The organism is Shewanella piezotolerans WP3 (genome assembly GCF_000014885.1).
Lineage (GTDB): Bacteria > Pseudomonadota > Gammaproteobacteria > Enterobacterales > Shewanellaceae > Shewanella > Shewanella piezotolerans.
In genome coordinates this window covers 2,515,821-2,538,565 of the sequence record NC_011566.1, presented here as the reverse complement: position 1 = coordinate 2,538,565, position 22,745 = coordinate 2,515,821, and the positions used below count along the sequence as shown (strand labels likewise).

The window sequence follows — 22,745 nt, the reverse complement described above, 5'->3', positions numbered from 1 at the left end:
CTAGTAACTCACGTTCTTCGCGATGGTATTTTTAACTATCTGTAAAGGCTTGAGGTAATGCACACCGGCAGTGACAATAGTGTCACCCGCTTGCAATGCACCGCTGATACACACTCTATTGCTATGAACAGACTCAACCTCAACCACACGTTCGGCAACCGCTTCGTTTTCTATGATATAAACGCTTTGAAGCTCACCCTCTCCTTTTATTGAAGCTAAAGGCACACAGAACGTATCAGCACTAGCATTAAATTTGACTGTGACGCTAACAGACTTACCAGGTAATGCACCTTGCTGATTTTTATCGAGCACAAATTGGGCTTCATAGGTTTGTTTTATTGGGTCTACAAGTGTGTTCATCTCAGTTAATTGAGCACTAATTGCTTGGCTATTGCCGTGCCAAGTAACACTTGCTAGTTGTGATGGGCTTAAACTAGCAATTAGGTTTTCCGGTACATCAATAACGGCTTTTAGCTCATTAGGTTGATGTAAAGAGAATAAACCAACGCCTGGTGATATTTGCTCAAATGTTTGTTGAGTTTGCAGGCCGATTACGCCACTAAAAGGCGCTTTAAGCTCAGTGTAATCAAGCGCGTTATTGGCCTTTTTCAGATTCTGAGTGACAACTTGAACCATGGCTAAACTACGTTGATACCCGCTCTGAGCTCTGTCTAGATTAACTTCCGAAATAGCATCATCTGCGATTGCTTGGGTTACCCTTTCAAGCTCAACTTTTGCCAGTTGATGCGCAGCATTCGCTTCTGCCAGTCTTGCTTCTAATTCCACTACGGTAACTTGGTAATCATGAGGGTCTAACCGAGCAATAACCTGCCCTTTATCGACTTTATCACCGGTTTTGACCAGGATGGCTTCTATAGTCCCTGGGACTTTAAAAGATAGGCTTGCTGTTTGCGTAGCCTCCAACACACCGGCGAACTGCTTTGAATTTTGCAGCTGCTGATCAGTTAATGTTATTACCTGTACAGGACGTTCAACTTTTAATGATTCAATTTTGGCTTGGCTAGATGCTTGACTACAACCAGAAAGGATGAAAATAGCTAACGGTGCGATGGCGAATTTAGTATTTAGTCGCTGTTTTGAATGTTTGCGGTTCATGATTCTCTCCCAATGGAACGATTGGGAGAGAGTGTATGTGTTTCACTTTACAAGATAATCCGCCTTTCACGCACTACACTGTCTCACAAAACATTACAAACCAGCTCTATTCGGGATTTCTTGTAATAAAAAGTCAATCAATAACCGAGTCGGTAAACTTATCCCCTTTCTATCGGGATAGATCAACCACACATCCTCTTTTTTAGATTCGTATTGCGGTAGGATCCTGACGATACGCTTGGCTTCAATAGCAGCTAAGGCAAACAATGGCGGCATAAAACCTATCCCTTGGCCACCTACAATCGCACGCCTGACAAATCCCATATGATTGCAGGTGAAACGGCTTTTAACGTGAACAGTTTCAGAAATTAGGTCCCATTTATCATCGATACTGCCGTCAGGCCAGCGATAACAAATTGCATCATGTTTAGACAGCTCAGCTAATGATTGCGGCTCGCCATGACTGGCCAAATATTCAGGGCTTGCATAGATCCCTCGCCCCAAACTGAGAATTCTTCGGGCAATAAAGCCAGAGTCCTGCACCTTACCGGCATAAATAACAAAGTCTAATGCAAGCGCATAAATATCTGTTTCGTAGTTATTAGTGATCCGCATATCCAGCTCTATATCTGGATAAAGTTGTTGAAACTTGGCGAGTGCTGGTTGCAGTGCCTCATCACTTTCCGGCAAAAAGCCCACTTTAACCTTACCAATAGGCTTTTCATCAATATCATGCAACTTATTTTTAGCTTGCTCAAACCCTTCAAGTACGGTGAGCAACTCATGATAATATGCTTCACCGTGCTGGGTTAAGCGCAGTTGTCTGGTAGTGCGGAAGAAAAGTTGAGCGTTTAGCGCTTTTTCTAGTTCGCCAATCCGCCGACTCACATTCGCTCGTGGCAGATCTAAGGCATTGGCTGCAGCAGTAAAACTACCAAGCTTCACCACGATGGTAAATAATTTGAGATCTTCTATCCGCATACATTCCCACCTATTTAAATATTTTTGCCTGCTAAGCCAAAGTTAACTTTGTTGTAGGCAACAAAAAAAGCTTAGTCGGTAAAGACTAAGCTTAAAAATACTGTAATGCTTTTTTTGTAGCGGTGGAAGTTTTCAAGTCAGCTATGTGCATTACTGCACAGTTAATTGAGTCTGATTCGAAACAGAAAAGAGTTACTATTCCTACTAAAACCTATAACTAAAGCCGTTTAAAATACCCAATTCATTGTGATACCAGCGATGGCAGCATCATTGTTATAACTACCAGATAGCGCCCCATAACCCAGTGCGTTATAGCGGATCTCCGGAGAACCAAGATCTAGATATTCAATGAAGAAATTCACAGAGAAATCGTCTGATGCCTGATAGGTGGCACCGGTGCCAATACGAATTATTTCATCTACAGGAAGGTCTGGATATTGATTGAATGCGTTAGCTGCGGTATCGCTTAACGGAGATGACTCGTAACCGACTCCAAACTCTAAACGCCATTGATTAGTCAGCTGATAGTGCATCCCTAAAGAAGCGCTGTAAGTATCATCCCAATTCCTATCAACATTAACTTGACGACCAGAATCATCTAAGATCAATACGCTTGACTGGTTTTTACTCCAATCCTGCCAATCTAAAGACCATAACAACGCAAACTTGTCAGTCAAACCGTGGTAACCACTTAATTTTACAATTGCGGGTGAAACCAGACCTAAACTAGCATCGTAAGTTTCGCCATTGCCGTTTCGGTCAAGTTTTACATCCCCCTCAAGGGTGTGATCCAGACCTGAGCGAACTGTTAGCCCCAACATATTGTCTGCATCGATGGTGTAATGTAGGCCTAAATTAACCCCAAACTCGACTGAACCCGCTTCATACTCAGCGCCAATATTTTGAGTAAACTGCTGAGTTTGCAAAAGTGACGCATACTCAGAAACCATGCCTATACCAACAGCCCATTGCTCATTAATTTTATAAGAAACTGATGCGTTTACCTGAACTGTCACGAGATCAATAGAGCTAATAAGACTTGCACCACGCCAATCATCACCATAATCAACAGATGCTCCACCTTGTGAAGCGAGTGCAAGACCAAATGCCCATTTGTCGCTTAATGGGTTAACCCAATACACAGATCCAAGTGGGGTAACACTACCAGCATTACCGCCGTCATTGTCACCACCAAAGCTACCGTAAGAACCGTTATCTTGATATTTGATATTGAGATCAAAAGCTTGAAGACTACCTGTTAAGGTCGATTTTTCAACGAGACTCATTGCTGCAGGATTTGAGAAAGCACTTTCAGCACCTTCTGAAATCGCTGCGCTACCTGCACCTGCAGTGCTAGCGTTTAAACTGCCTAACTCACCAAGAACGGTACCTGCTGCAAAACTTGGTGCTGATACTAATGCAATGGCCACTGCTAAAGGTTTAAGTAGAAATTTCATTAAATAATCTCATATGTTGTTATGTAATAATCACAACCAATTATCACGGTTAACGTTTTTAAAATGGACTCGGAAAATTCCTAGTTTTGCTGAATAGCTTGTAAAAGTTTGAACTAAGCAAAAGAAAACACCGCTTTCAAAGCGGCGTTTTTTATTAAAATAACGTTGATGATGCATGGGCTAACTATTTAGACAAAACCAAACGCAAGCCAATATCAGGCATGACAGCACTCTGACTGGCAGAGTCGCGTCTAAAATTTTCAGACTCTTGAGCATCGTAGGCAAAGCTGCCGCCCCTAACAGATTTATATGCGAGGTAATGTTCGGAATCCAACGCATTGACAGGGTTTATCTCGGGCCCATATAAGTAATACTCGGCATCATAAGCATCTTCAGTCATCTCACCAACATTGCCAGTCATATCATACAGCCCAAGTTCATTGGCCTGTTTTAACCCAACCTCATGGGCTCGGTTATTAGCGTTTTCAGAAAACCAGCCGACATCATCTATATTATTTGAGCCACTAAATAGATAGTGTTGGCTACGACTGCCTCCACGTGCGGCATACTCCCACTCCGCTTCTGTCGGCAATCTAAATTTAAGCCCAGTTTTAAGGTTAAGCTCTGAAATAAAATACTTAGCTTGTTGCCAGCTCAAATTGTTGACTGGGTAATTCGCCCCCTGAAAATAGGAGTTACTCGGTCCTAGCACAGATTCGAACACAGCTTGAGTGACTTCATATTTGCCGATATAAAAATCATCAACCGTTACGCTATGCTTTGGGTGTACACATTTACGCTCTACAGCGCAGCTTGCACCCATTTCAAATCGACCTCCCTCAACAAACACCATTTCGGAGAGGATCATATCTTTAAGCTCGCGATCAATATTTGCATTCACGGCGCAGCCTTGTATAAAAATAAGGGCAAGCAATAATATTCTGTGCATATCAATCTCACATAAAGGGTTAATAGAGCCAAAAATAAAAAGGCTCCGAACAGTGATTGACTGCTCGAAGCCCAGTTAATGAACGCAGTTAATCAATGACTACTGCTGCTGTGCTTCTAACTTTTTAAGCACTTTCTGTAATTTTAAGGTGTTGTAGTTAACGCCTGCGGCACTAAAGCCTGCACCTTGTTGCATCGGATAACCTTCTAGTGAACCTAGGAACTTACCGACTTCTTGAGACATAGGTACAAACAACCACATGTTGTCGATCATCCAGCGCACATACATACCAGATTCAGTTGCAGCAATTTCAAATGGATCTGCACGTAAGTTTGTTAGTGATGCCCATGCTGGTACATTACGAATAGCAGACTGCATGTTGCCGTCCATCATCGCAAATGTTGCTTTCCAGTCATTCCAACGAACAGCATTTAACTCACCATTAGCGCTAAAGTACATTTTGCTGGTACGTGGACCTTGCTCAACTTCACCTTTAAAGAAAGGCATAAAGTTACTACCATCTAAATGTACACGCCAGTCTTTACCGTTAAAGTTTTTACCTTCTTTAAGGTCTTCAACCAAAGTATCATCACCCGCTGCGGCTAACAGAGTTGGCATCCAATCTTCATGAGACATCATGGCGTTAATCTTTGTTCCAGGTTCAATCACACCAGGCCAACGAACTAGCTGCGGAACGCGCATGCCACCTTCGAAAGTCGTGCCCTTCTCACCATGGAATGGAGAAGTACCACCGTCAGGCCAAGTGAACTTTTCAGCACCATTATCTGTCGAGTAAACAACAATAGTATTGTCAGCAATTTTCAGCTCGTCCAACTTGTCCAACAACAGACCAACATGGTCATCATGTTCAATCATGCCGTCAGGGTAGATACCTACTCCGGTAATACCATCGTATTTTTCTTGCAAACGAGTATGGATGTGCATGCGTGATGCGTTAACCCAAGCAAAGAAAGGCTTATCAGCCTTAACCGCTTTTTCGATAAACTTAATCGATGCACCAACAAACTCTTCATCAGCAGTTTCCATACGCTTACGGGTCATGGGACCTGTGTCTTCGATACGGCCATCAGCATAAGAGTGGATGACGCCACGCGGCGCATACTTTTTCTTAAATTCAGGATCTTTCGGGTAATAGTAAGTCTCTGGTTCTTCTTCAGCATTTAAGTGGTACAAGTTACCGAAGAACTCATCAAAGCCATGCGCAGTAGGTAGATGCTTGTCTTGGTCGCCCAAATGGTTCTTACCAAACTGACCAGTGGTATAGCCCTTGTCTTTGAGTGCATCAGCAATCGTTGGTGCCCAATCAGGAATTCCATGTTCAGAACCTGGCATACCGATAGTTAAAAGACCGGTACGGAATGGGTGTTGGCCAGTAATAAACGAAGAACGGCCCGCGGTGCAGCTCTGTTGAGCGTAATGGTCAGTAAACAGCGCACCTTCATTAGCAATACGGTCAAGGTTTGGAGTTTGATAACCCATCATACCTTGGTTATATGCACTGATATTATAATAACCAATATCATCACCCCAAATTACCAACATATTTGGACGTTCTGGATCAGTAGCCGCCATTGCGGATGAAGCGGTAGCAATGAGCCCGACTCCCAATGCAATCTTAGATAGTACTTTTGACATTTTATTCCCCTCTATTAGATCTCTTTGTCACTGCTTGATTACATTATAGTAATGAAAAACAATGACACTCGAATCGATGGCGTAATTAAACGCCCTATTCACCTTAAAAAAAACTCGGGTATTTACTTGTTTGATGAATGGCAAGGGGGAATTTTCCTAAGATGCATAGTAAGAACAAGCACTGTTGCTCGGCAAATATACAAAATCTTATCGCTTAATGGTATTTTAAAAAACTAAGATAATTTCTCTCGTCCACTTGCACCTAGTAGTTTCACCAGTTTTATAGGTTTATCTTATGTTTTAGTGGCTTAATCAAAAGATAAGCGCTATTTATTAGATGTAGTAATATTCGACAAAGATGAATTACGAGGTCCCAATGCATGGACACAGAAAAAATTTCAAAAGCAGAACGATTTTTTGCTGACATATCAAATCGTCTTTTAGAAGAAGAGACCTCAAATATACCCGCAGTGATCTGTTCAGGGCTTAGCTCCTATATGCCGTTTGCTAAAGTACAACGCATGTCATTGGTGCGAATCACTAAAGACAATGTGCATGAGGGTGCCTACTCTGTGGCAGCTCCTGGATACACACCGACAAAAATGGTCGGCAAGGGATTCAAAAGCCCCTACCTGGATAGAATTTCCGCAGGTGAAGCGATTATTCATACCGGGCCTATTGAAGAGGTTTTTACACAAGAAGAAATTGAGCTAGTTGGTATGGCAGGGATCGTCGCTCATGTAGTTATCCCGATAAAGGTAAGAGATAGAATTTGGGGTGGGATAGCTTGCAGTCGTTACAAAGACCACAATGGTTGGAGCCCCGTTTTAATTGAGCGAATAAAAACCTTAGGCCAAGTGTTAGCGGCCTCCTATGAGCGTTACCATTTCTGGATGTCTTTGCAAAATCAAAATAAAGAGCTTGAGTCACTTTCACGTCATTTAATGGAAAATCAAGAAACAGAGCGGCGATTGCTTTCTCGGGAATTACACGATAATTTTTCTCAGCGACTCGCTCTATTGACGATAAAGGCAAATAACGTGTTTGGTATAGTACGTGAAAGCGTAAAGCCAGAAGCAAAAGATCTACACATTAATATCCAACAAATTGCGAAGGATATGCAGGCACTATCACGCTCACTACACCCTGCTATGTTAGAAGACCTTGGTCTGATTGCGGCTTTAAAATCCGAAGCGAGACGAATAACTGGGGTCAAGGCACTTGAACTGCATACGATGTTCGGTGAAATTCCCCCGCTTAAAAAGGAGCTTTCACTAAACCTTTACCGGATATTGCAGGAATCATTAAATAATGTCATTAAACATTCACAAGCCTCTGCCGTCTTCATTTCGATAGAGATAACAGACAATCGTTTAACGTTACAGATCCTCGATGACGGTATTGGTTGCAAAGATAATCTCGAAAAAAGCAAGGGCAGCATAGGCTTGGTAAGTATACGAGAAAGAGCACAGTTATTAGGTGGTGACGCAGAGTTTACCAGTCCAGAAGATGGCGGCTTTGAAGTTAGCATCACTATTCCAGCAATTAAGGAACACTATGAGTAGAATTATTATCGCAGACGACCATTTAATAGTTGCTCAAGGTATCGCGGGCCTTTTAAAAGCAGAACATCAAGTTCTTGCGATTGCAAAGGATGGCGAAGAGTTGGTCGAGCTAGTTAAACAACATGACCCTGAACTTGTTATAACCGATATCAGTATGCCAGGGATGACAGGTATAGCAGCTGTCGCTGCCCTTAAACGTATTAAGAAAGATCTACGCGTCATTTGTCTCACGATGCATGATGAGCAAGAATATGCTGAAGGTGCTATTGCCGCCGGCGCATTGGGTTACGTATTAAAACATGAAGCAACTGATGATCTTGTCGATGCTGTGAATAGCGTCTTAGCCGGCAAGCAATATTTATCCAAGTCAGTACAAGTAGAGGATAGCGCCCCGACTTTATCAGCTAGACAACTGAGCGTGCTGCGATTATTAGCTCAGGGAAAATCCGCAAAACAGGTTGCTGATGCGTTATTTATATCCCCGCGTACCGTTGAATTTCACAAATATTCAATAATGAAACTTATCGAAGCGAAAAGTAGTGCTGAACTTATTCAATATGCACTTTCTCGTGGTTTGGTATAAAAACGTATATAAGAAAAGTAAATATTCAAAAGGGAGAATATTATTAACGGCTTACAAAACTTAGTAGTTACTCAATGGCAGCCAAAAAGCCGCTTAATCGGTCTTTTACTAACAGGGCTATTGGCAACTCAGCCAGCAGTAGCTACTGAATTTGTTGGCTCTTTCGAATGTCAGCAATGCCACCAACAAGCATTTGAAGATTGGAGCGGTTCTGATCACGATATGGCAATGAAGCATGCGACAACATCATCGGTTGCTGCTGACTTTGATACAAACTTCGCTTATATGGGTAAGCAAAACCGTTTTTTTCAGAAAGGCGATGAATATTGGGTAAACATCGAAGATAGCAGCGGTCAGTTTAATGACTTTAAAATAAGCTACACCTTTGGTATCGACCCTTTACAGCAATATATGGTCGAATTCGAAGATGGGCGGGTGCAACTTATTCCGTTTGCTTGGGACAACCGTTCCAAAATAGAAGGTGGCCAAAAATGGTTCCACCTTTATCCGGATAACAGTGCTAAACATGATGATTTTTTCTGGCAAAATGTCGGTCAAAATTGGAACTTTATGTGCGCAGATTGCCATTCAACCAATGTCAAAAAGAACTATGATGTCGAAAATAATCGTTTTAATACTACGTTTTCAGAAATCAATGTAGGCTGTGAAGCCTGCCATGGAGCGGCTAGCAAGCACCTATCCTGGGCAGCTAATGAAGACCGTCGTAGTAATAAAGATGAGAAAAAAGGTTTCAGCAGAGACTTAACTAAGCCCGTCTCGCAATGGACTTGGCAATCCAATAACCAAGAAACCAGTAAAAACACCGATACTGCTACACCCATTAACAATGGGCACAGTAACCAACTGCAGACTTGCGCACAATGTCATAGCCGCCGTCTACAGATAAGCGATAGTAACCCGCTCGTAAATAGTGACTATGGCGATCGTTACCAGCTTAATCTTATCAGCCAACAGCACTATTATGATGACGGACAAGTCTACGATGAAGACTATGTTTATGGATCTTTTTTACAGTCAAAAATGCATCATAATGGCGTGGTTTGCAGCAATTGCCACAACCCCCATTCGACGAAATTAGTGTTACCTAATAACGCCCTTTGCAGCCAATGTCATAGTCCAGCAAAATTTGATAATAGTGAACATCATCATCACCAGACTAACAGCAGCGGTGCACAGTGTGTCAATTGTCATATGCCGCAAACAACCTATATGCAGATTGATAAAAGGCGTGATCATAGCTTTAGTATTCCCAATCCTGGCAACTCACAAAGAATAGGTACCCCTAACGCTTGTAACCAATGCCATCAAGATAAAGATACAGCTTGGGCTGTCGATAAAACCTCAACGTGGTATCCATCGTTAAACCAGTATGATGCAAAACATTTTAGCAGTGCGTTTGCTGGTGCTAGAGCCGGTCTTCCAGCAGCAGGCGATCAGCTATCTTACATCGCCCAAGATAGTAGCCAACCAACGGTTATACGTGCAGCTGCCATTGAGCGTTTACAACAGTATCCCGGCCGCAACGGCCTTGTGGCAGTCGCAAGAGCGACCCGTAACGATGAACCAATGCTAAGGTTTGCCACCATACAAGGCAGTGCGCCCTATCCCATTGCTGACAGGTGGCGAATGTTAGCCCCCTTATTAGACGATGATGTGCTCATGGTGCGCAGTCAAGCTGCTGGCGCATTAGCTGGCTTTTGGCCTGAATTGACACCAGAACAGCAACACCAGTTAAAACGGCCTTTAGCCGAATATGTAGAGATATTGAAATTTAACGGCGATCGCGGATTTGCGAGAACTAATCTTGCCCATCTTTATGCCAATCAGGGCTTAACAGATAAAGCGATTAAGGAGTATAAAGCGGCGATTGAGGTACAAGCCAACTACGCAGCCGCGTATATTAACTTGGCAGATTTGTATCGTACTCAGGGTAAAGATAATCTAGCAATGGAAATTCTAGAACGAGGTCTGTTAGCGCAACCTACGTCAGGCTCAATTCCGTTCAGTATGGCTCTGGCACTGCTACGAGCTAAACAAACCTCACAGGCGATTAATTACCTCAAAACAGCAACTGAGTTAGAGCCTGATAATGGCCGTTTCTGGTATGTATATGCAATAGCAATCACGCCAACATCGGTTTCAGAGGCTGGAGCTGCATTTGACAAAGCTTATCAAGTCAGTGGCAATCCACAATACCTTTATGCACTATGCGAGTTGATGCTCAGTAATAAAAGTCCACAAGCAAACCAGTGTTTACAAGAGTTATCAACCAGAGCGCCTGCAGAAGCGGTAAATCAACTCAAAACTCGCTTTAATTATACGAGTAATTAACCATAGCGTAATGAGGAAAACTGGAATATCTACGAGTATTTTGGTTCTCCTCTCTGCCCTACTATGAGCCCATTGAAATTGTGACTTTGGGTGAATTAAGTGAAATTACAAACCGCACTATTAGGCTTTCTAACTGTACCGTTTTTTAGCACTGCAGCTTTCGCAGAAGAAAAAGAAGTTCAGGACATGTCAGATCCACTTGCCGTGTACACGCAGGTTGGAGGCTCTTACGGTACAAATGGTATTAACTTTAAACTCGGTAAGACACTTGATACCGGCTCGGCAACGGATATGTCGATGGTTCTTTTTGAGTTAAAAAGCATGTTTGGCGAACACACTAAAGATGAAGGTTCGAGTGCAATGAACCCAGATATGGCTAATGATGGTATCTCTGAGCTACGCTTTAGAAAGTTCGATGTAGACATGACCAACGGCCGTGGGATCTCTATGGATGTTATCCATAACTTCGACACCAATTCAGGTACAGCGTCAATTGGCATGATCCAAGCCCTACCGAAAGTCGGGTTTTGGCAAGCATTCCCAATTATTGCAGCTGGTGTCCAATACAATGATGGTTCTATGACCTCTGCAGATGGCGACTCAACCGGCTTACATTCCGACTTTGCCTTTGCAAGTTTCACCTTGTACAACAAATTCCAACTAACCGATACAATCTGGGCTAACTATAACCCAGTGTATACTCAAGCTATTTTTGGCGACCAGCTATATACAGATAACCTACGCGGTAGCGATGGTCTAACCCATGAGTTTGTCTTGAGCTGGCAGATGACACCAAAGCAAAATTTTCGTCTTTGGTATAACACAAGTCAAAATAGCTTCAGTGACGGTGACTTCCGCTTAGAGTACAACCAACAGTTCTAATACCAAATAGAATTTAGCGATCCCTAAGCAACAAAGCCAGCAACAAGCTGGCTTTTTTATTGCTTGGCTATAGCTGGTAAAAACACTTGTTTTTGTCGCAGTGAGTCCCGATTCACAGGGGTAGTTTAGCTTTCGCTTTATAATTACCGATGTTAGATACCGATCGCCCTTAGCGTTCCAATGGAGTTAATAATGCAACCAATCAAAATCAATTTACATAATGGAAAAGCAAGCAAACGATTTCATGTGATGAGTAAGCCTATTGGCGCTGCATGTAACATCGACTGCACCTACTGCTACTACTTAAGTAAACAAGATCTTCTTGAATATAAGAAAGGTTGCAGCCCAGAGATGCCATTCGATCAGCTTGAATCTTACATCAAGCAATATATAGAACAGCAAAATACGCCTGAGATCATCTTTACTTGGCAAGGCGGTGAACCGACTATGCTCGGACTTGATTATTTCAAAGAGGTCGTCCGCTTACAGGCTAAATACGCTCCTAAAGGAGTTTTGATATCTAATGACCTGCAAACCAACGGGACCTTGCTAACTGATGCTTGGTGCTATTTTTTATCCAAGCACAATTTTTTAGTCGGTTTAAGCATTGATGGGCCAGAGATGTACCACAACGCTTATCGTAAAAACCGAGCGGGTCGTGGCACTTTCAAGCAAGTCATGGCCGGAATTACACTATTGCATAAACATAAAGTGAACTTTGCAACGCTGACTTGTATCAATAAGCTCACCAGCCAGAATCCGTTAGAGATCTACCGTTTCTTGCGAGATGAAGTGCGATCGCCGCAAATACAGTTTATTCCTATCGCAGAGCCAGAAACGTTTAGAGAAACGGCTCCGCATCATTGGCAAAAAGAACAACTCCCAATTCTTGGCAGTAAGCAAGCTCAACCTGGCGAGTTAGGCTCCGTCGTCACAAGTTGGTCGGTATCAAGTGAAGGCTGGGGAACTTTCTTGTGTACAGTCTTTGATGAGTGGGTAAAACAGGATTTAGGAAGAGTAAACGTACAGTATTTTGAAGCCTGCGTAGAAACTTGGATGGGGAGAACCAACCCCTTATGCACATTAGGCTCATTGTGTGGCAAAGGCTTAGCGATGGAGCCAAACGGTGACGTATTTGCCTGTGACCACTACGTTTATCCTGAATATAAAATTGGCAATATTCACGAAAAACCGCTTGACCAAATGGCGTTTTCTGCGAAGCAACAAGCTTTTGGATTTGCCAAAAGCCGCACCCTAACAAAGCAGTGCCAAAACTGTGACTACAAATTTGCCTGTTTCGGTGAATGTCCTAAGAATCGCTTTGTACGCTCCTACGACGGTGAAGTGGGTCATAATTATCTGTGCCAAGGCTGGCATATGTTTTTCAAGCATATCGACACTTATATGTGCCAAATAGTGAGTGCTATGGGCCATCAGGTAAGAAAAACAGTGTAACTTGCTCTATCGGTTTGGCATAAGCCTTGTGCGCTTATGCCGCTATTCTACGCTAATATTTCGAGCACACACGACCTGCATATTCGCCAACCATAGAGAGCGTTAATATCAAGCTCCCAGCGGGTAAAAATGTAACACCAATAAAGTGTAATGTATAACGAGCGTACTCAAACGCTTATCGGTCTGGTACACTCATTGAGACATTTTCAAACACCAGATCAGCTCCTATGCAACGTGCGCCCCTTCGCCAAGCCAAAACAATTGATAACGTTTACAACAGCGCCTATTGGCACTTAAGCCAACAAGATTTTACCATCAAAGAAATTCGCTCAAAGCTTGAACGTAAAACGGATAAGCAAGAGTGGATAGAGACGGTTCTGGCCAAACTTATAGAAAGCGGTTATCTGAAGAGCGATGTTAATTTTGCTGTGCGATATTGTGAAATGGCTTTCGGTAATGAAATTGGCTCAGGTGCCATTAAGCGAAAGTTACAGCTACGTGGTCTATCGGCAATTGATGTAGACACTGCGATAGAACAAGTTATTGAAGCCCGTCAAATCGATTCCTATGAGATGGCCACCAGCAGACTCCTTAACCGATTTGAACACTTTAACAATACCAACAAAGAAAAAGTTTACAGCCAAATGACAACAAAGGGCTTTAGCCGTGCAGAAATAGATTATGCTCTGGCACAGCACCCCCAACGTGAAACGTTACGCTGTAAGCTTGCCGTAAAAGCGGACAAAGTAAACCTGCACTCAGAAATACTAAAACTATTTAACAAGGGGAAGGGAGAAACTCTAATTTTGCAGGAGCTAAAACAGCGACTAATCGATGTCACAGAGTTTGAAGAAACCGTTTATCAATTGGCGCTTTCTGGAGATATCGACTTCTATGAAAGCTGCAAAATAGAGTTAGCTAAAAAACGCTATGATTTATCTGACTATAAGGATAAAACCAAAGCCTACGCTTATTTGTCTCGTAAGGGCTTTAGCAGAGATGAAATAAAAGAAGCCATGCAGATTGAAGCCAATTAGCAATAACCATTTTAAGCCACATTATACCAATTGCATTAAAAGTTTGACCATTCAGCGGGAATTCAAAACGCTGTAGGCAAGTAGTGGAATTTGAGCTAATAGTTATTCTCGGCTCTGGCATCCTGCTTCGCTCTACCTCCTAAATCCATTTAGTCGTATATCCAAATCCCATGGCGAAGCAAACAGCGTTTTGCCAATTTGTTTAACCTCAGCCGCACTACGTGAGCCTCTCAGTCTTTCCACTTCTGCTTTGCATTGGCTTAAAAGGGAATAACCATTTCTTTACCAATGCGTTTTGAATTGAAAAGACTGAGGGGCTCTGAACTGCTCAAATACTTAATGCAATTGGTATTAGTTCATCAAAGATAAGCTTCAACCAATACTAACCTAGCATTGACTAAAGCCATTCAAAGTGCCCCTTATACTACTGAGTATACAACGCCGATGTTGTATCACTTGATCAATTCAACACAAAATATTTGTAAAGTCATAATAACGGCTATATCTATCAAAAATAGCCAGTTGCCATTTGTGAGGCAGTGACGTATTTTACGGCTAATATTTACCGCTCGTTGCAAAAAGTGACGGTTGGCAACACGTAATGGAAAGTAAAAGATATGGAAAATCCTAAAACTAGCGCAGGCTTCACTCTTATTGAATTAGTCGTGGTCATAATCATACTGGGTATTTTAGCCGTGATTGCCGCCCCTAAGTTCATCAACCTCTCTACAGATGCGCGTATAAGCACATTAAAATCGATTCAGGGAAGCATGCATAGTATCGCTTCTCTAGTGCATGTGAAAGGTGTGATTGATAACACTCCTGATACCGGTCCAGATGCAGAACGTGCGATTCAAACAAACCTCGGCCCTGTTGATTCTTGGTACAAGTACCCAGAAACATTAGGCGAGCAAGGCGTCGGTTATGGCATAGCAGAGTTAATATCTTTAGACGCTAAAGATATTCAAGTCTTTGCTGAAGACAGAGCTGATCCTAACTGCTGGTCAATCAAAGTTGGTTACGAAGAATCAAGCTGTTACGTACAATATAAAGAAGCCTGTAGCAGCGAAGTTCCACCAGAAATACTATTAGTGTCTACAGCTTGTTGATCTGTATTGCACCAGTATTGTTTTGCGCTCAAGCCTACAGTTTCACTTTCCTGGCCCCTTCCAATGCTAAACAGAAGATTTGAAGAGGGCCAGAGATCATATCAATGTCTAAGCTCCCCTTGCTAGCGCTGCAATTTAATGCCAGTGCATAACCGTGTAGGTAATCGACCAACAGGTCGAGTGCATATTTTGTACTGTTATCGTCTAATCCTATAGGTGCTATGATCCGATTAAATCTCTCTATAAAGATCTCAGCGGGGTTATTTGATTCCATATTTAATAGCGTTTCTAATAACCCGGGGTGATCATTAAGTAAGTTTAAATAGCTGCTACACAGCTTGTGAAGCGCTAACTTCCAGTTCTCGTCAAGCTTAGGCTGGTAAACCTCATCTATCAGTGATGTAGTAATAGCCTCCAATAGCGCATTTTTGTTACTGAAATAGTAGTAAATAGCCATTCCATCGACATTTAGCGCGTTCGCCAAACTACGAATGCTGGGGATTTTCCCCTTCTGTTGCATCATTAGCTTAGCGCTATCGATAATAATCTTTGCATCTAACTGATTGTCCGAACCTTTAGGCCGTCCGCGTTTTTTCTCTATTATCGACATCGATCCCTCACTTGACCGCCATTATTTCTACAGTGTAGAATATTATAATTGAAGCCCGACTAAATGCCAAGCAATGGGCTAGAGTTACAGTAAAAACTTATATGAGAGACTAAAATATGAAATGTTCTGTTTATATCGCAACCAGTACTGACGGCTATATAGCAAGAAAGGATGGCAGTGTTGATTGGCTGCATAGCGCAGGCAATTCACAAGCAGATATGGGAAGCCACGCCGATATGGGTTTTGCTGAATACATATCTTCAGTTGATTGCCTAATCATGGGGCGTAAGTGTATGGAAATGATTGCCAGCATGGATCTGTCTCCAGAGCAATGGCCCTATGGAGATACACGCGTCATTGTGCTCAGCAATACTCTTAAGCAAGCCCCTACCAACTTACAAGATAAAGTTGAGATGTACTCAGGGGAGCTGACGGCGTTAATTGCTAAGCTTGAAAGTGAGGGGCATCAGCATGCCTACATCGATGGCGGCGCCACGATACAATCATTTCTGAACCTCAAGTTAATTAATGAAATAATCATAACTCGGGCACCCGTTATCTTGGGTGAAGGAATTGCGCTATTTGGCAAGACCGCTACGGATATAAAGCTAGCTCAAGCCAGCGCAATTGCGTTTGCCAATGATTTTGTGCAAGTGAATTATCAGGTTAGCTATTAATTTTTAGTTATTAGGGGCTGTTGATCTTTCACGGTTGTTTTTGCCGCAGTTTATTGGCTATTTTGACAAGGCGGAGGCTATGCCGTGTAGTTATTCTCCACAAATAGTCTACAACACAGTAAAAATAGCCAAGAAACGCGGCCTTTTGGGGTCGATTCAATGCTTCTATTACGGTGTTATGAGCTTTTCACTTAGCCGGCTAAGCTTTATCGCTCAAGCCTTGTACTAGAAGCATTATTCCTTACGGTAAAGAACCGAACAAAAACCAAGCTCGAAAGATCAACAGCCCTTAGTTCCGTTTAACATTCGGACTAGCTCTAGCTAGAAGGAACTGGCTAGCAGGTTTTTACTCATGGAGCTTATCTAACGGCTGTATGATAGAGAGCCCACAAATGAAGCTTTATCAGAGTTACTTGGCATTTTTATTTGAAATAAACCGCCAAAACATAATGTAAAACCTACGAGTTTGCACTGACCGTCCGGACTCTGTATTTGGTTTGCTAAAACCCAGCTGCCAACGATTCAGCAAGTTTTCTTTAGTCTGTCGTTGATGACTTTTAAGCAATTTATTCTCTTTTAACTCAGGGGGTAAATCACCGAATGAATCATCTAATAACCTCAAACTAGGCTTATATGTCATGCGCTTATTCTTGTCACTATTGCGCCAATATAGATATTGCTCTGCAGCTGCGTATTGTTTGTTAATAAGAGTATGAGCGAATAGAATAGCTACGGGAAACCGCTGTTTGTTAATACGTTCTCCGGTAAAAACCGCTAATTTCACCAGTAAAATGAGTAATACTATCAGCAGTAAACCGTATAGCCAGTAAGCTTTCACAAAGCTCAATGGTGTGTGAGTTACTTGCCATGCTAGCGCCTTAGCAGTAAGTGTTGTTAACTCTTTATCTTTGGTATTCCACCAGTAAAAAGACAGTTCAGGTAGAGTCACTTCGCCACTTTGCTGCACGATATAAGTTTGCTGATAAACTTTACTCGCGCTGAAATCCCCACGATTTTGGCGATCTTCACTCTCTACAGGGCCTCGATATCCATATAAGATTTTTGACTTTGAAAGCGGGAAGTCTGGAAACAACATAGCGCTACTATCGGTCGCATTGATGGTTAACGTACGAGTGATTGCATCACCTATATGTAATTCACTAGCATTTTCAGGCGTTATTTTTTGTCTGAATGTCACTTTCGGTGCCGCAATATAGTGATTTGTGTTAGCTAACCTTTCATCAGGAAGTATTACAGTAAAGTGTTGAGGTTGGGTGTATAACGTACCTTTAATGCTAGACCCTGGTTTATCAGCAACATTCACGGTGACCGCTATTCTAGGAACAGTGATAGCCCCTACTGCTTGAGGATAGAGCGTCAATTGCCACTCCTGCACTGACCATGTTTTACCATCAATTCGATCTGTATAGTTATTCGCTAATTTTTTACGTCGAAGTACTATCGTATCATCAACATCAAAAGCACTTATGTGGCTACCGCCTGCAAACCATGTATCGGTCGAGATCTGTATATAAAGATCAACTTGTTGCAGTGGAACAACTTCGTTAACTGGCGCTAGCCGAGTGGTAATTTTTAACTTTCCCGCCTGTTGCAATTCATTAATGGTGCTGGGAGTGGTTGTCGATACAGCCCCATCATTTGCGAATGCAAAATTAGAAAAGCTGCTTATTACAAGCAGGCTTCCTAGAAGGAACAGCCATACAAAAGTAATGACAACGACTTTTAATAACGTATTAAGTGATGCCAGAATAGGAAATAGTCTTTCCAAACTTTCATCGTCTATTTGAGCCCGTTTATTGGCTAACATAAGTGGTTCTCATCATTAGTTTGATGTCGATTGTTGACGTTGATTAAGCTGCGTTCTGAATTTTGTTGCCATAAACCTACTTGGCGAACCTTCTACCCGCTTCATCCATGCCTGAGTTAGGGCATCATCTGCAAGTAATTGCTCAGCGGTATAGGTTTGTTTAATTAACATTTGCGCGGAGATTTTCTCATCCGCCCCCTCTCCTGTCTGAGGTTCATCACCTAACTCTGTAGATGTTTCATCTTCAGTATTGGCTTGGCTTTCACTTTGACGGTTTATATCATCAATGATCTTTTGGATTTTGCTCAAATTGGTTTGTGCAGGCTTAAAGGCGGGATACTTCTCTACGACTTGCTGGTATACCTGTCTAGCGGCAATGTACTCTCGTTGTTGGGCCAAAGCGTTAGCTGCACCAAACAAAGCCTCAGCACTGTCGACTCGTATAAAATAGATATAAGCTGACTTGAAATCCTCTGCCATATAAAAAGCGCTGGCTTTGCTATACGGTTGAGTGAACTTTTGTGCTGCTTGACTGTATGCCCCCTTTTTTAAATACCGTTGTCCTTGCTGATCTGGCGTTAACCAAGCATCAAACCAAAACTGGCTAACCGCTAACTTTATTTGCTGCAGTTTTTGCTGTCCTACCATTGGCGTGCCCATTTCAGCAGTTTCAACGGTATAAACAGCGTCACTAGCGGCTACATTCTGCACAGGCGCGGTAAGTATTAACATGCCAACAAAACACCATTGAACGGTCCAGCCCTTACGAAACCACAGAAGAAAGACAGCTACCAAGATAAACACCAGTGGGTAGCTCATTTCTTGCCAAGGCTCAGCACTATCGCTATTGATAATAACATTGCGTTCAATCAACCTATTGATTGTTTCAACATCGCTATTATCGACAGATATTTGTTGATAGCTGCCACCTAAGTGATTAGCCAACGAATTTAATTCGTCACCCTGGAACTTTATATCGGCATGGCGCTTATTATTACCACTACCTAATACTATTAGCTGTAAGGGTTGCTCATTCGCATAGTTCCCTTCTCGTTGTGAACCCAACTCTGATCGCTCTTTCGGCCTATTAAAATAATCAATAAAAGCTTTCTCGCTATCATTACCGATACCATCGGTTATCCATAGCACGGTAGCTGATTGATCTGCAATATGACCCTGAACGAATAGCTTGTCTATCTCAGCTAATCCGTACTCGGCAAACTTGCCTTTTCGGGGCATGATTTTTGGTGTAATAGCCTCTAGCAACGGTAGGAATACGGCGTTGTCTTTGGTCAAAGGCATGGCTATATGCGCACTACCTGAATAGACAATAAGTGCAGTGTTTCCGCCATCTCTAATAGCAAGCAGATCGGAGATTTTTTGCTTAGCACGACCGAGCCGAGAAGGCTGAACATCAGTTTGTAACATCGACTCTGAGACATCCAATAGGATGACCAAAGGCGCGTTATCCTCTCCAAAAGGAGAAGCTTGTCGCTGCCACGTAGGGCCAGCAGCTATTATTATCGCGATACAAAATCCAAATCCCCAAAATAGGAGCGGTAGCCGTTTTCGCCAGCTCGCATCACCAATTCTAAGCGCTTTTTCTAGATGTTTAGGAAGCACCAATTTTCGATGCTTAACGGCCACTCTATTGCCTAAGTGCGCCACTAGTTGCCAAGCAAAAGGTATGATCAGCAGTAACCAGTAAGGCCTTATAAAATGAAACTGTGTTAACACTGTGTCAATATCCATCACGCCTTCCCCTCGATTTCTGAGTCGCTCTCACTGGGTTTGTTAACGTTGAACCGACGTAAAACAAATACCATAATGTAAGTAACCAGATAGATGACGAGTGCGGCCGCTATGGGCAAGTAATGGACACTTTTTTTCGGCTGATAAGTAAAGCTCGCAAACTTTGCAGGCTCCAGTTTACTTATTGTTTGATAGACCTTATTGAGCTCTTGTGTCGATATAGCTTTAAATGCTTTCCCTCCTGTGAGCGCAGCAACACCTTCAATCACTTCCATATCCATTGCTTGTTCACCAACGGTTTGTGGATCGCCAATGGCTATAACATGTACTCTTATGCCTTTTTTGGCCGCTATTTTAGCCGCCTCAAGTGGCGGTACGGAACTGTCGGTGTCATTACCATCCGTTAGCAATAACACCACTTTATTTTTTTGTGATGATTTAATTTCATCGCTTGACATCACTTTAATCGCTAAACCTAATGCATCACCGACATGAGTACTTTGCCCCGCCATAGCCACGCGGCTTTCATCAAGCAACCTTAACCAAGAAGCCAGATCTGCTGTAAAAGGAGCCTGTAGGTAAGCCGCGTCACCAAATAAAATAAGTCCGAGCCTGTCACCCTGTCGCTGCTCAGCGAATTCATGTAGTACGCGCTTAACTGCATCAAGTCGTGAAATATATTCATCTGAAATTTCAGTCCCCGAGGAGTTTGCGATACCGTCAGCTGTTTGTTGTTTAACATGCAAGGTGAAATCTTTGGTATCCATCGAGCCAGAGAGATCGACCACGACCATTAGATCGCGGCCTATTTGCAGCCGTGTTTGTGGTTCACCAAGGATCACTGGTTGGGTCATGGCTGTAACTAGCAGCAACCATACAATAAATAGCGCACATTGTTGCCAACGCGACGGTTTTAGGTATTGCAGTGCTGAGTTAGGTGCTGACCTCAATAGAGCCACGATAGTATTAAAAAACGGAACCCTAATTGCGGCCTGTTTGACTTTAAAAGCGGGCAAAAAATAGTTTATTAACCAAGGTAAGGGTAGCACCAACGCCCAAAGAGGATAGTTAAATTCAAGCATCTGCACTCGCCTTTTCGACAATCAAACTACTCGGCAATTTTGGCGTATGATACATTAACCAAACACAACACTGCTGTGCCAGGTTGTTCTGAACCGCAATAGCATCTTTAGCTTCAATTTTGGATAGTAAACTAAGCTGCCACGCATCACCTAATGGAGTATTAAAGCTAGTGTTGTGTTCAGCCGTTATATCTAACAACAGCAGTAATGCATGCCCGTCAATTGCAGCTAAACTAATGCGATTAGGGGAAGCTGTTGCTTGAGTCGCTGCAGTGCTTTTGAGACTGCTCGACAGGCTTATGTTTGACGGAACCACCAACGTTGAAGCTCCGTAGGCAATAGAAATGGCCTGCTTTATCTCTTTAAGCACTATGACTGAAAACTCTGCTAACGGTTTACCTTTTGCTGCCATTACTTTTTTGACAGCTTGCTTACGGTAGCGATTTTGTCGCCAATGTCTCACCCGTCTGTAAGAATATACTGCAAGGAGCGCAATCACAGTGGATAACAACAGCCACCAGCCCCAAGTTTGCGGTACAAATGCAACAGCTTTAGGCATTTCAATACCCACAAACTCATTCAGTTGCAGCATCGGATTACCAAAGCTAAACTCGCTTTGTTCTGATGCCCTTTGAATATGATGTATGCTCAGCATCAATTAGTCCCCCTACCTAATGCAGAGCAAAATTGATTTAACTCACTGCCATCAGTATCAATTTCTATCACAGGTAAAATTTGTGTCCGGCTAGCACAATTAAGCACGTGGAGTTTCTGCTTAAATTGATCGCTATAGTGTTTATAAAAATTCGGGGATTGGTGATTTATCTGTTTAGGGATCATCGATAACTGATCACTACCGTCAGTAGCGACTAGATCACTTATATGGTGAAGTTCTCGTTCAAACTGATCATGGACATAAACTAAAACAACGTCATTTTTGCGTTGTAACTGTTTTAGCAAACTGAGCGACTCATCATTGAATCCCTGCCAGTCACTGACGATGATGATTGTTGAATTTCCACTGCTGATTTTGTCGAGCTGTAATAGGGTTTTATTTAAAGAAAAGTGGCTTTCTTTTGCATAACTTTCGGCATTAAGGTTATGATTTGCTTTTATAATTGATTGGAATAAAGACAGTACATTGCCACTACTACGACGTGGTTTGGTATAGTGACTTTTATGGTCATTGAACACCAAACCGCCAACTCTGTCACCACTTCGCAATATGGTCCAAGCAGACAGCGCCGATAATTGAGCAGCAACAACGGATTTCATCGCATGCTGCGATCCAAAAAACATCGAAGCGCGTTGATCGACAACGATCAATGCTTGGCGCTCTTTTTCTTCGCTGTAAGCACGAACATGAGGTTTACCCGTACGCATTGTCGTGCGCCAGTCCATATTCTTTACGTCATCACCGTCTTGGTAATGCCTAAGCTCTTCAAAGTTAAGCCCGCGACCACGAACTTTAGAGTTGTGGCGACCTGCTTGGGCACTGGTTCTAAATTGCCCTTGCTGAAAAGACAACTTTACGGCTGCAGGCTTTAACGCTACCAGCGTTTGTAATTCACAATAGATACGAGGATCTAACGATTGCAAATCTAAATCACTGTTCGTAATAGTTTTATGTAGCCGCTTTGATTGAAAATCCACT

The 22,745-nt window shown here is 42.6% G+C and carries 20 protein-coding genes; 9 read left to right on the top strand and 11 right to left on the bottom strand.

The features are described 5' to 3' along the window. The 5 genes from SWP_RS10880 to SWP_RS10860 form a co-directional block, all read right to left on the bottom strand. The gene (locus SWP_RS10880) at nucleotides 1-1,116 is read right to left on the bottom strand and encodes an efflux RND transporter periplasmic adaptor subunit (protein ID WP_020912524.1); all 1,116 of its coding nucleotides are present in this window, start codon (nucleotides 1,114-1,116) and stop codon (nucleotides 1-3) included. Between the two features lie 93 nt (nucleotides 1,117-1,209). Next, nucleotides 1,210-2,097 (bottom strand): LysR family transcriptional regulator, encoded by an 888-nt coding sequence (locus SWP_RS10875; protein WP_020912523.1) that lies wholly within the window; start codon nucleotides 2,095-2,097, stop codon nucleotides 1,210-1,212. A gap of 227 nt (nucleotides 2,098-2,324) precedes the next feature. Then, nucleotides 2,325-3,554: an OmpP1/FadL family transporter gene (locus SWP_RS10870; RefSeq protein WP_020912522.1), complete on the bottom strand. Its 1,230-nt coding sequence runs from the start codon at nucleotides 3,552-3,554 to the stop codon at nucleotides 2,325-2,327. Between the two features lie 184 nt (nucleotides 3,555-3,738). After that, nucleotides 3,739-4,503, bottom strand: a complete 765-nt coding sequence (locus tag SWP_RS10865; RefSeq protein WP_052634172.1) for a formylglycine-generating enzyme family protein — start codon at nucleotides 4,501-4,503, stop codon at nucleotides 3,739-3,741. Between the two features lie 99 nt (nucleotides 4,504-4,602). Then, entirely contained in the window at nucleotides 4,603-6,159 is a 1,557-nt protein-coding gene (locus SWP_RS10860) for an arylsulfatase (RefSeq protein WP_020912520.1), read from the bottom strand. Nucleotides 6,160-6,539: 380 nt separating this feature from the next. Here SWP_RS10860 and SWP_RS10855 point away from each other — a divergent pair, with 380 nt between their 5' ends. The 7 genes from SWP_RS10855 (at nucleotide 6,540) to SWP_RS24720 (ending at nucleotide 15,142) form a co-directional block, all read left to right on the top strand. Further along, on the top strand, nucleotides 6,540-7,724 hold the full coding sequence (locus tag SWP_RS10855; RefSeq protein WP_020912519.1) for a GAF domain-containing sensor histidine kinase: 1,185 nt from the start codon (nucleotides 6,540-6,542) through the stop codon (nucleotides 7,722-7,724). Beyond that, nucleotides 7,717-8,307, top strand: coding sequence for a response regulator (locus tag SWP_RS10850; protein ID WP_020912518.1), 591 nt, complete (start codon nucleotides 7,717-7,719; stop codon nucleotides 8,305-8,307). The genes SWP_RS10855 and SWP_RS10850 overlap by 8 nt, the downstream gene beginning before the upstream one ends. A 120-nt stretch (nucleotides 8,308-8,427) precedes the next feature. Continuing rightward, nucleotides 8,428-10,659, top strand: coding sequence for a tetratricopeptide repeat protein (locus tag SWP_RS10845; RefSeq protein WP_020912517.1), 2,232 nt, complete (start codon nucleotides 8,428-8,430; stop codon nucleotides 10,657-10,659). A 99-nt stretch (nucleotides 10,660-10,758) separates the two neighbouring features. Then, on the top strand, nucleotides 10,759-11,541 hold the full coding sequence (locus SWP_RS10840) for a hypothetical protein (protein WP_044555850.1): 783 nt from the start codon (nucleotides 10,759-10,761) through the stop codon (nucleotides 11,539-11,541). A gap of 192 nt (nucleotides 11,542-11,733) precedes the next feature. Then, entirely contained in the window at nucleotides 11,734-12,996 is a 1,263-nt protein-coding gene (locus SWP_RS10835) for an anaerobic sulfatase maturase (RefSeq protein ID WP_020912515.1), read from the top strand. A gap of 227 nt (nucleotides 12,997-13,223) precedes the next feature. Beyond that, entirely contained in the window at nucleotides 13,224-14,033 is an 810-nt protein-coding gene (locus SWP_RS10830) for a regulatory protein RecX (RefSeq protein WP_020912514.1), read from the top strand. Between the two features lie 617 nt (nucleotides 14,034-14,650). Further along, complete coding sequence (locus tag SWP_RS24720; protein ID WP_020912513.1) at nucleotides 14,651-15,142, top strand: type II secretion system protein; 492 nt, start codon at nucleotides 14,651-14,653, stop codon at nucleotides 15,140-15,142. Nucleotides 15,143-15,176: 34 nt separating this feature from the next. Here the strand turns inward: SWP_RS24720 and SWP_RS10820 are convergent, their stop codons facing one another. Further along, a complete protein-coding gene (locus SWP_RS10820) occupies nucleotides 15,177-15,752 on the bottom strand; it encodes a TetR/AcrR family transcriptional regulator (RefSeq protein ID WP_020912512.1) in 576 nt (191 codons plus the stop codon). Nucleotides 15,753-15,868: 116 nt separating this feature from the next. Here SWP_RS10820 and SWP_RS10815 point away from each other — a divergent pair, with 116 nt between their 5' ends. Both SWP_RS10815 and SWP_RS23885 read left to right on the top strand, forming a co-directional pair. Further along, a complete protein-coding gene (locus SWP_RS10815) occupies nucleotides 15,869-16,429 on the top strand; it encodes a dihydrofolate reductase family protein (protein WP_020912511.1) in 561 nt (186 codons plus the stop codon). A 79-nt stretch (nucleotides 16,430-16,508) separates the two neighbouring features. Then, on the top strand, nucleotides 16,509-16,658 hold the full coding sequence (locus SWP_RS23885) for a hypothetical protein (protein ID WP_187148573.1): 150 nt from the start codon (nucleotides 16,509-16,511) through the stop codon (nucleotides 16,656-16,658). A gap of 180 nt (nucleotides 16,659-16,838) precedes the next feature. Here SWP_RS23885 and SWP_RS23045 read toward each other — a convergent pair whose 3' ends face one another. The 5 genes from SWP_RS23045 to SWP_RS10790 are packed head-to-tail and all read right to left on the bottom strand — an operon-like array spanning nucleotide 16,839 to nucleotide 22,744. Next, a complete protein-coding gene (locus tag SWP_RS23045) occupies nucleotides 16,839-18,257 on the bottom strand; it encodes a BatD family protein (protein ID WP_020912509.1) in 1,419 nt (472 codons plus the stop codon). A 15-nt stretch (nucleotides 18,258-18,272) separates the two neighbouring features. Then, complete coding sequence (locus SWP_RS10805) at nucleotides 18,273-20,009, bottom strand: vWA domain-containing protein (protein ID WP_020912508.1); 1,737 nt, start codon at nucleotides 20,007-20,009, stop codon at nucleotides 18,273-18,275. Further along, entirely contained in the window at nucleotides 20,009-21,091 is a 1,083-nt protein-coding gene (locus SWP_RS10800; protein WP_020912507.1) for a VWA domain-containing protein, read from the bottom strand. The genes SWP_RS10805 and SWP_RS10800 overlap by 1 nt, the downstream gene beginning before the upstream one ends. Next, nucleotides 21,084-21,746 (bottom strand): DUF4381 domain-containing protein, encoded by a 663-nt coding sequence (locus SWP_RS10795; protein WP_020912506.1) that lies wholly within the window; start codon nucleotides 21,744-21,746, stop codon nucleotides 21,084-21,086. Before SWP_RS10795 ends, SWP_RS10800 begins: the two co-directional genes overlap by 8 nt. Continuing rightward, nucleotides 21,746-22,744: a DUF58 domain-containing protein gene (locus SWP_RS10790; RefSeq protein WP_020912505.1), complete on the bottom strand. Its 999-nt coding sequence runs from the start codon at nucleotides 22,742-22,744 to the stop codon at nucleotides 21,746-21,748. Before SWP_RS10790 ends, SWP_RS10795 begins: the two co-directional genes overlap by 1 nt. Nucleotide 22,745: the final 1 nt, after the last annotated feature.

Excerpts from the sequence above, each read along its gene's own strand:
- SWP_RS23045 (WP_020912509.1), bottom strand. The coding sequence starts at position 18,257 with ATGTTAGCCAATAAACGGGCTCAAATAGACGATGAAAGTTTGGAAAGA.
- SWP_RS10875 (WP_020912523.1), bottom strand. The coding sequence starts at position 2,097 with ATGCGGATAGAAGATCTCAAATTATTTACCATCGTGGTGAAGCTTGGT.
- SWP_RS10835 (WP_020912515.1), top strand. The coding sequence starts at position 11,734 with ATGCAACCAATCAAAATCAATTTACATAATGGAAAAGCAAGCAAACGA.
- SWP_RS10850 (WP_020912518.1), top strand. The coding sequence starts at position 7,717 with ATGAGTAGAATTATTATCGCAGACGACCATTTAATAGTTGCTCAAGGT.
- SWP_RS10795 (WP_020912506.1), bottom strand. The coding sequence starts at position 21,746 with ATGCTGAGCATACATCATATTCAAAGGGCATCAGAACAAAGCGAGTTT.
- SWP_RS10820 (WP_020912512.1), bottom strand. The coding sequence starts at position 15,752 with ATGTCGATAATAGAGAAAAAACGCGGACGGCCTAAAGGTTCGGACAAT.
- SWP_RS10800 (WP_020912507.1), bottom strand. The coding sequence starts at position 21,091 with ATGCTTGAATTTAACTATCCTCTTTGGGCGTTGGTGCTACCCTTACCT.
- SWP_RS10805 (WP_020912508.1), bottom strand. The coding sequence starts at position 20,009 with ATGGATATTGACACAGTGTTAACACAGTTTCATTTTATAAGGCCTTAC.
- SWP_RS10860 (WP_020912520.1), bottom strand. The coding sequence starts at position 6,159 with ATGTCAAAAGTACTATCTAAGATTGCATTGGGAGTCGGGCTCATTGCT.
- SWP_RS10855 (WP_020912519.1), top strand. The coding sequence starts at position 6,540 with ATGGACACAGAAAAAATTTCAAAAGCAGAACGATTTTTTGCTGACATA.
- SWP_RS10880 (WP_020912524.1), bottom strand. The coding sequence starts at position 1,116 with ATGAACCGCAAACATTCAAAACAGCGACTAAATACTAAATTCGCCATC.
- SWP_RS10830 (WP_020912514.1), top strand. The coding sequence starts at position 13,224 with ATGCAACGTGCGCCCCTTCGCCAAGCCAAAACAATTGATAACGTTTAC.
- SWP_RS23885 (WP_187148573.1), top strand. The coding sequence starts at position 16,509 with ATGCCGTGTAGTTATTCTCCACAAATAGTCTACAACACAGTAAAAATA.
- SWP_RS24720 (WP_020912513.1), top strand. The coding sequence starts at position 14,651 with ATGGAAAATCCTAAAACTAGCGCAGGCTTCACTCTTATTGAATTAGTC.
- SWP_RS10870 (WP_020912522.1), bottom strand. The coding sequence starts at position 3,554 with ATGAAATTTCTACTTAAACCTTTAGCAGTGGCCATTGCATTAGTATCA.
- SWP_RS10865 (WP_052634172.1), bottom strand. The coding sequence starts at position 4,503 with ATGCACAGAATATTATTGCTTGCCCTTATTTTTATACAAGGCTGCGCC.
- SWP_RS10815 (WP_020912511.1), top strand. The coding sequence starts at position 15,869 with ATGAAATGTTCTGTTTATATCGCAACCAGTACTGACGGCTATATAGCA.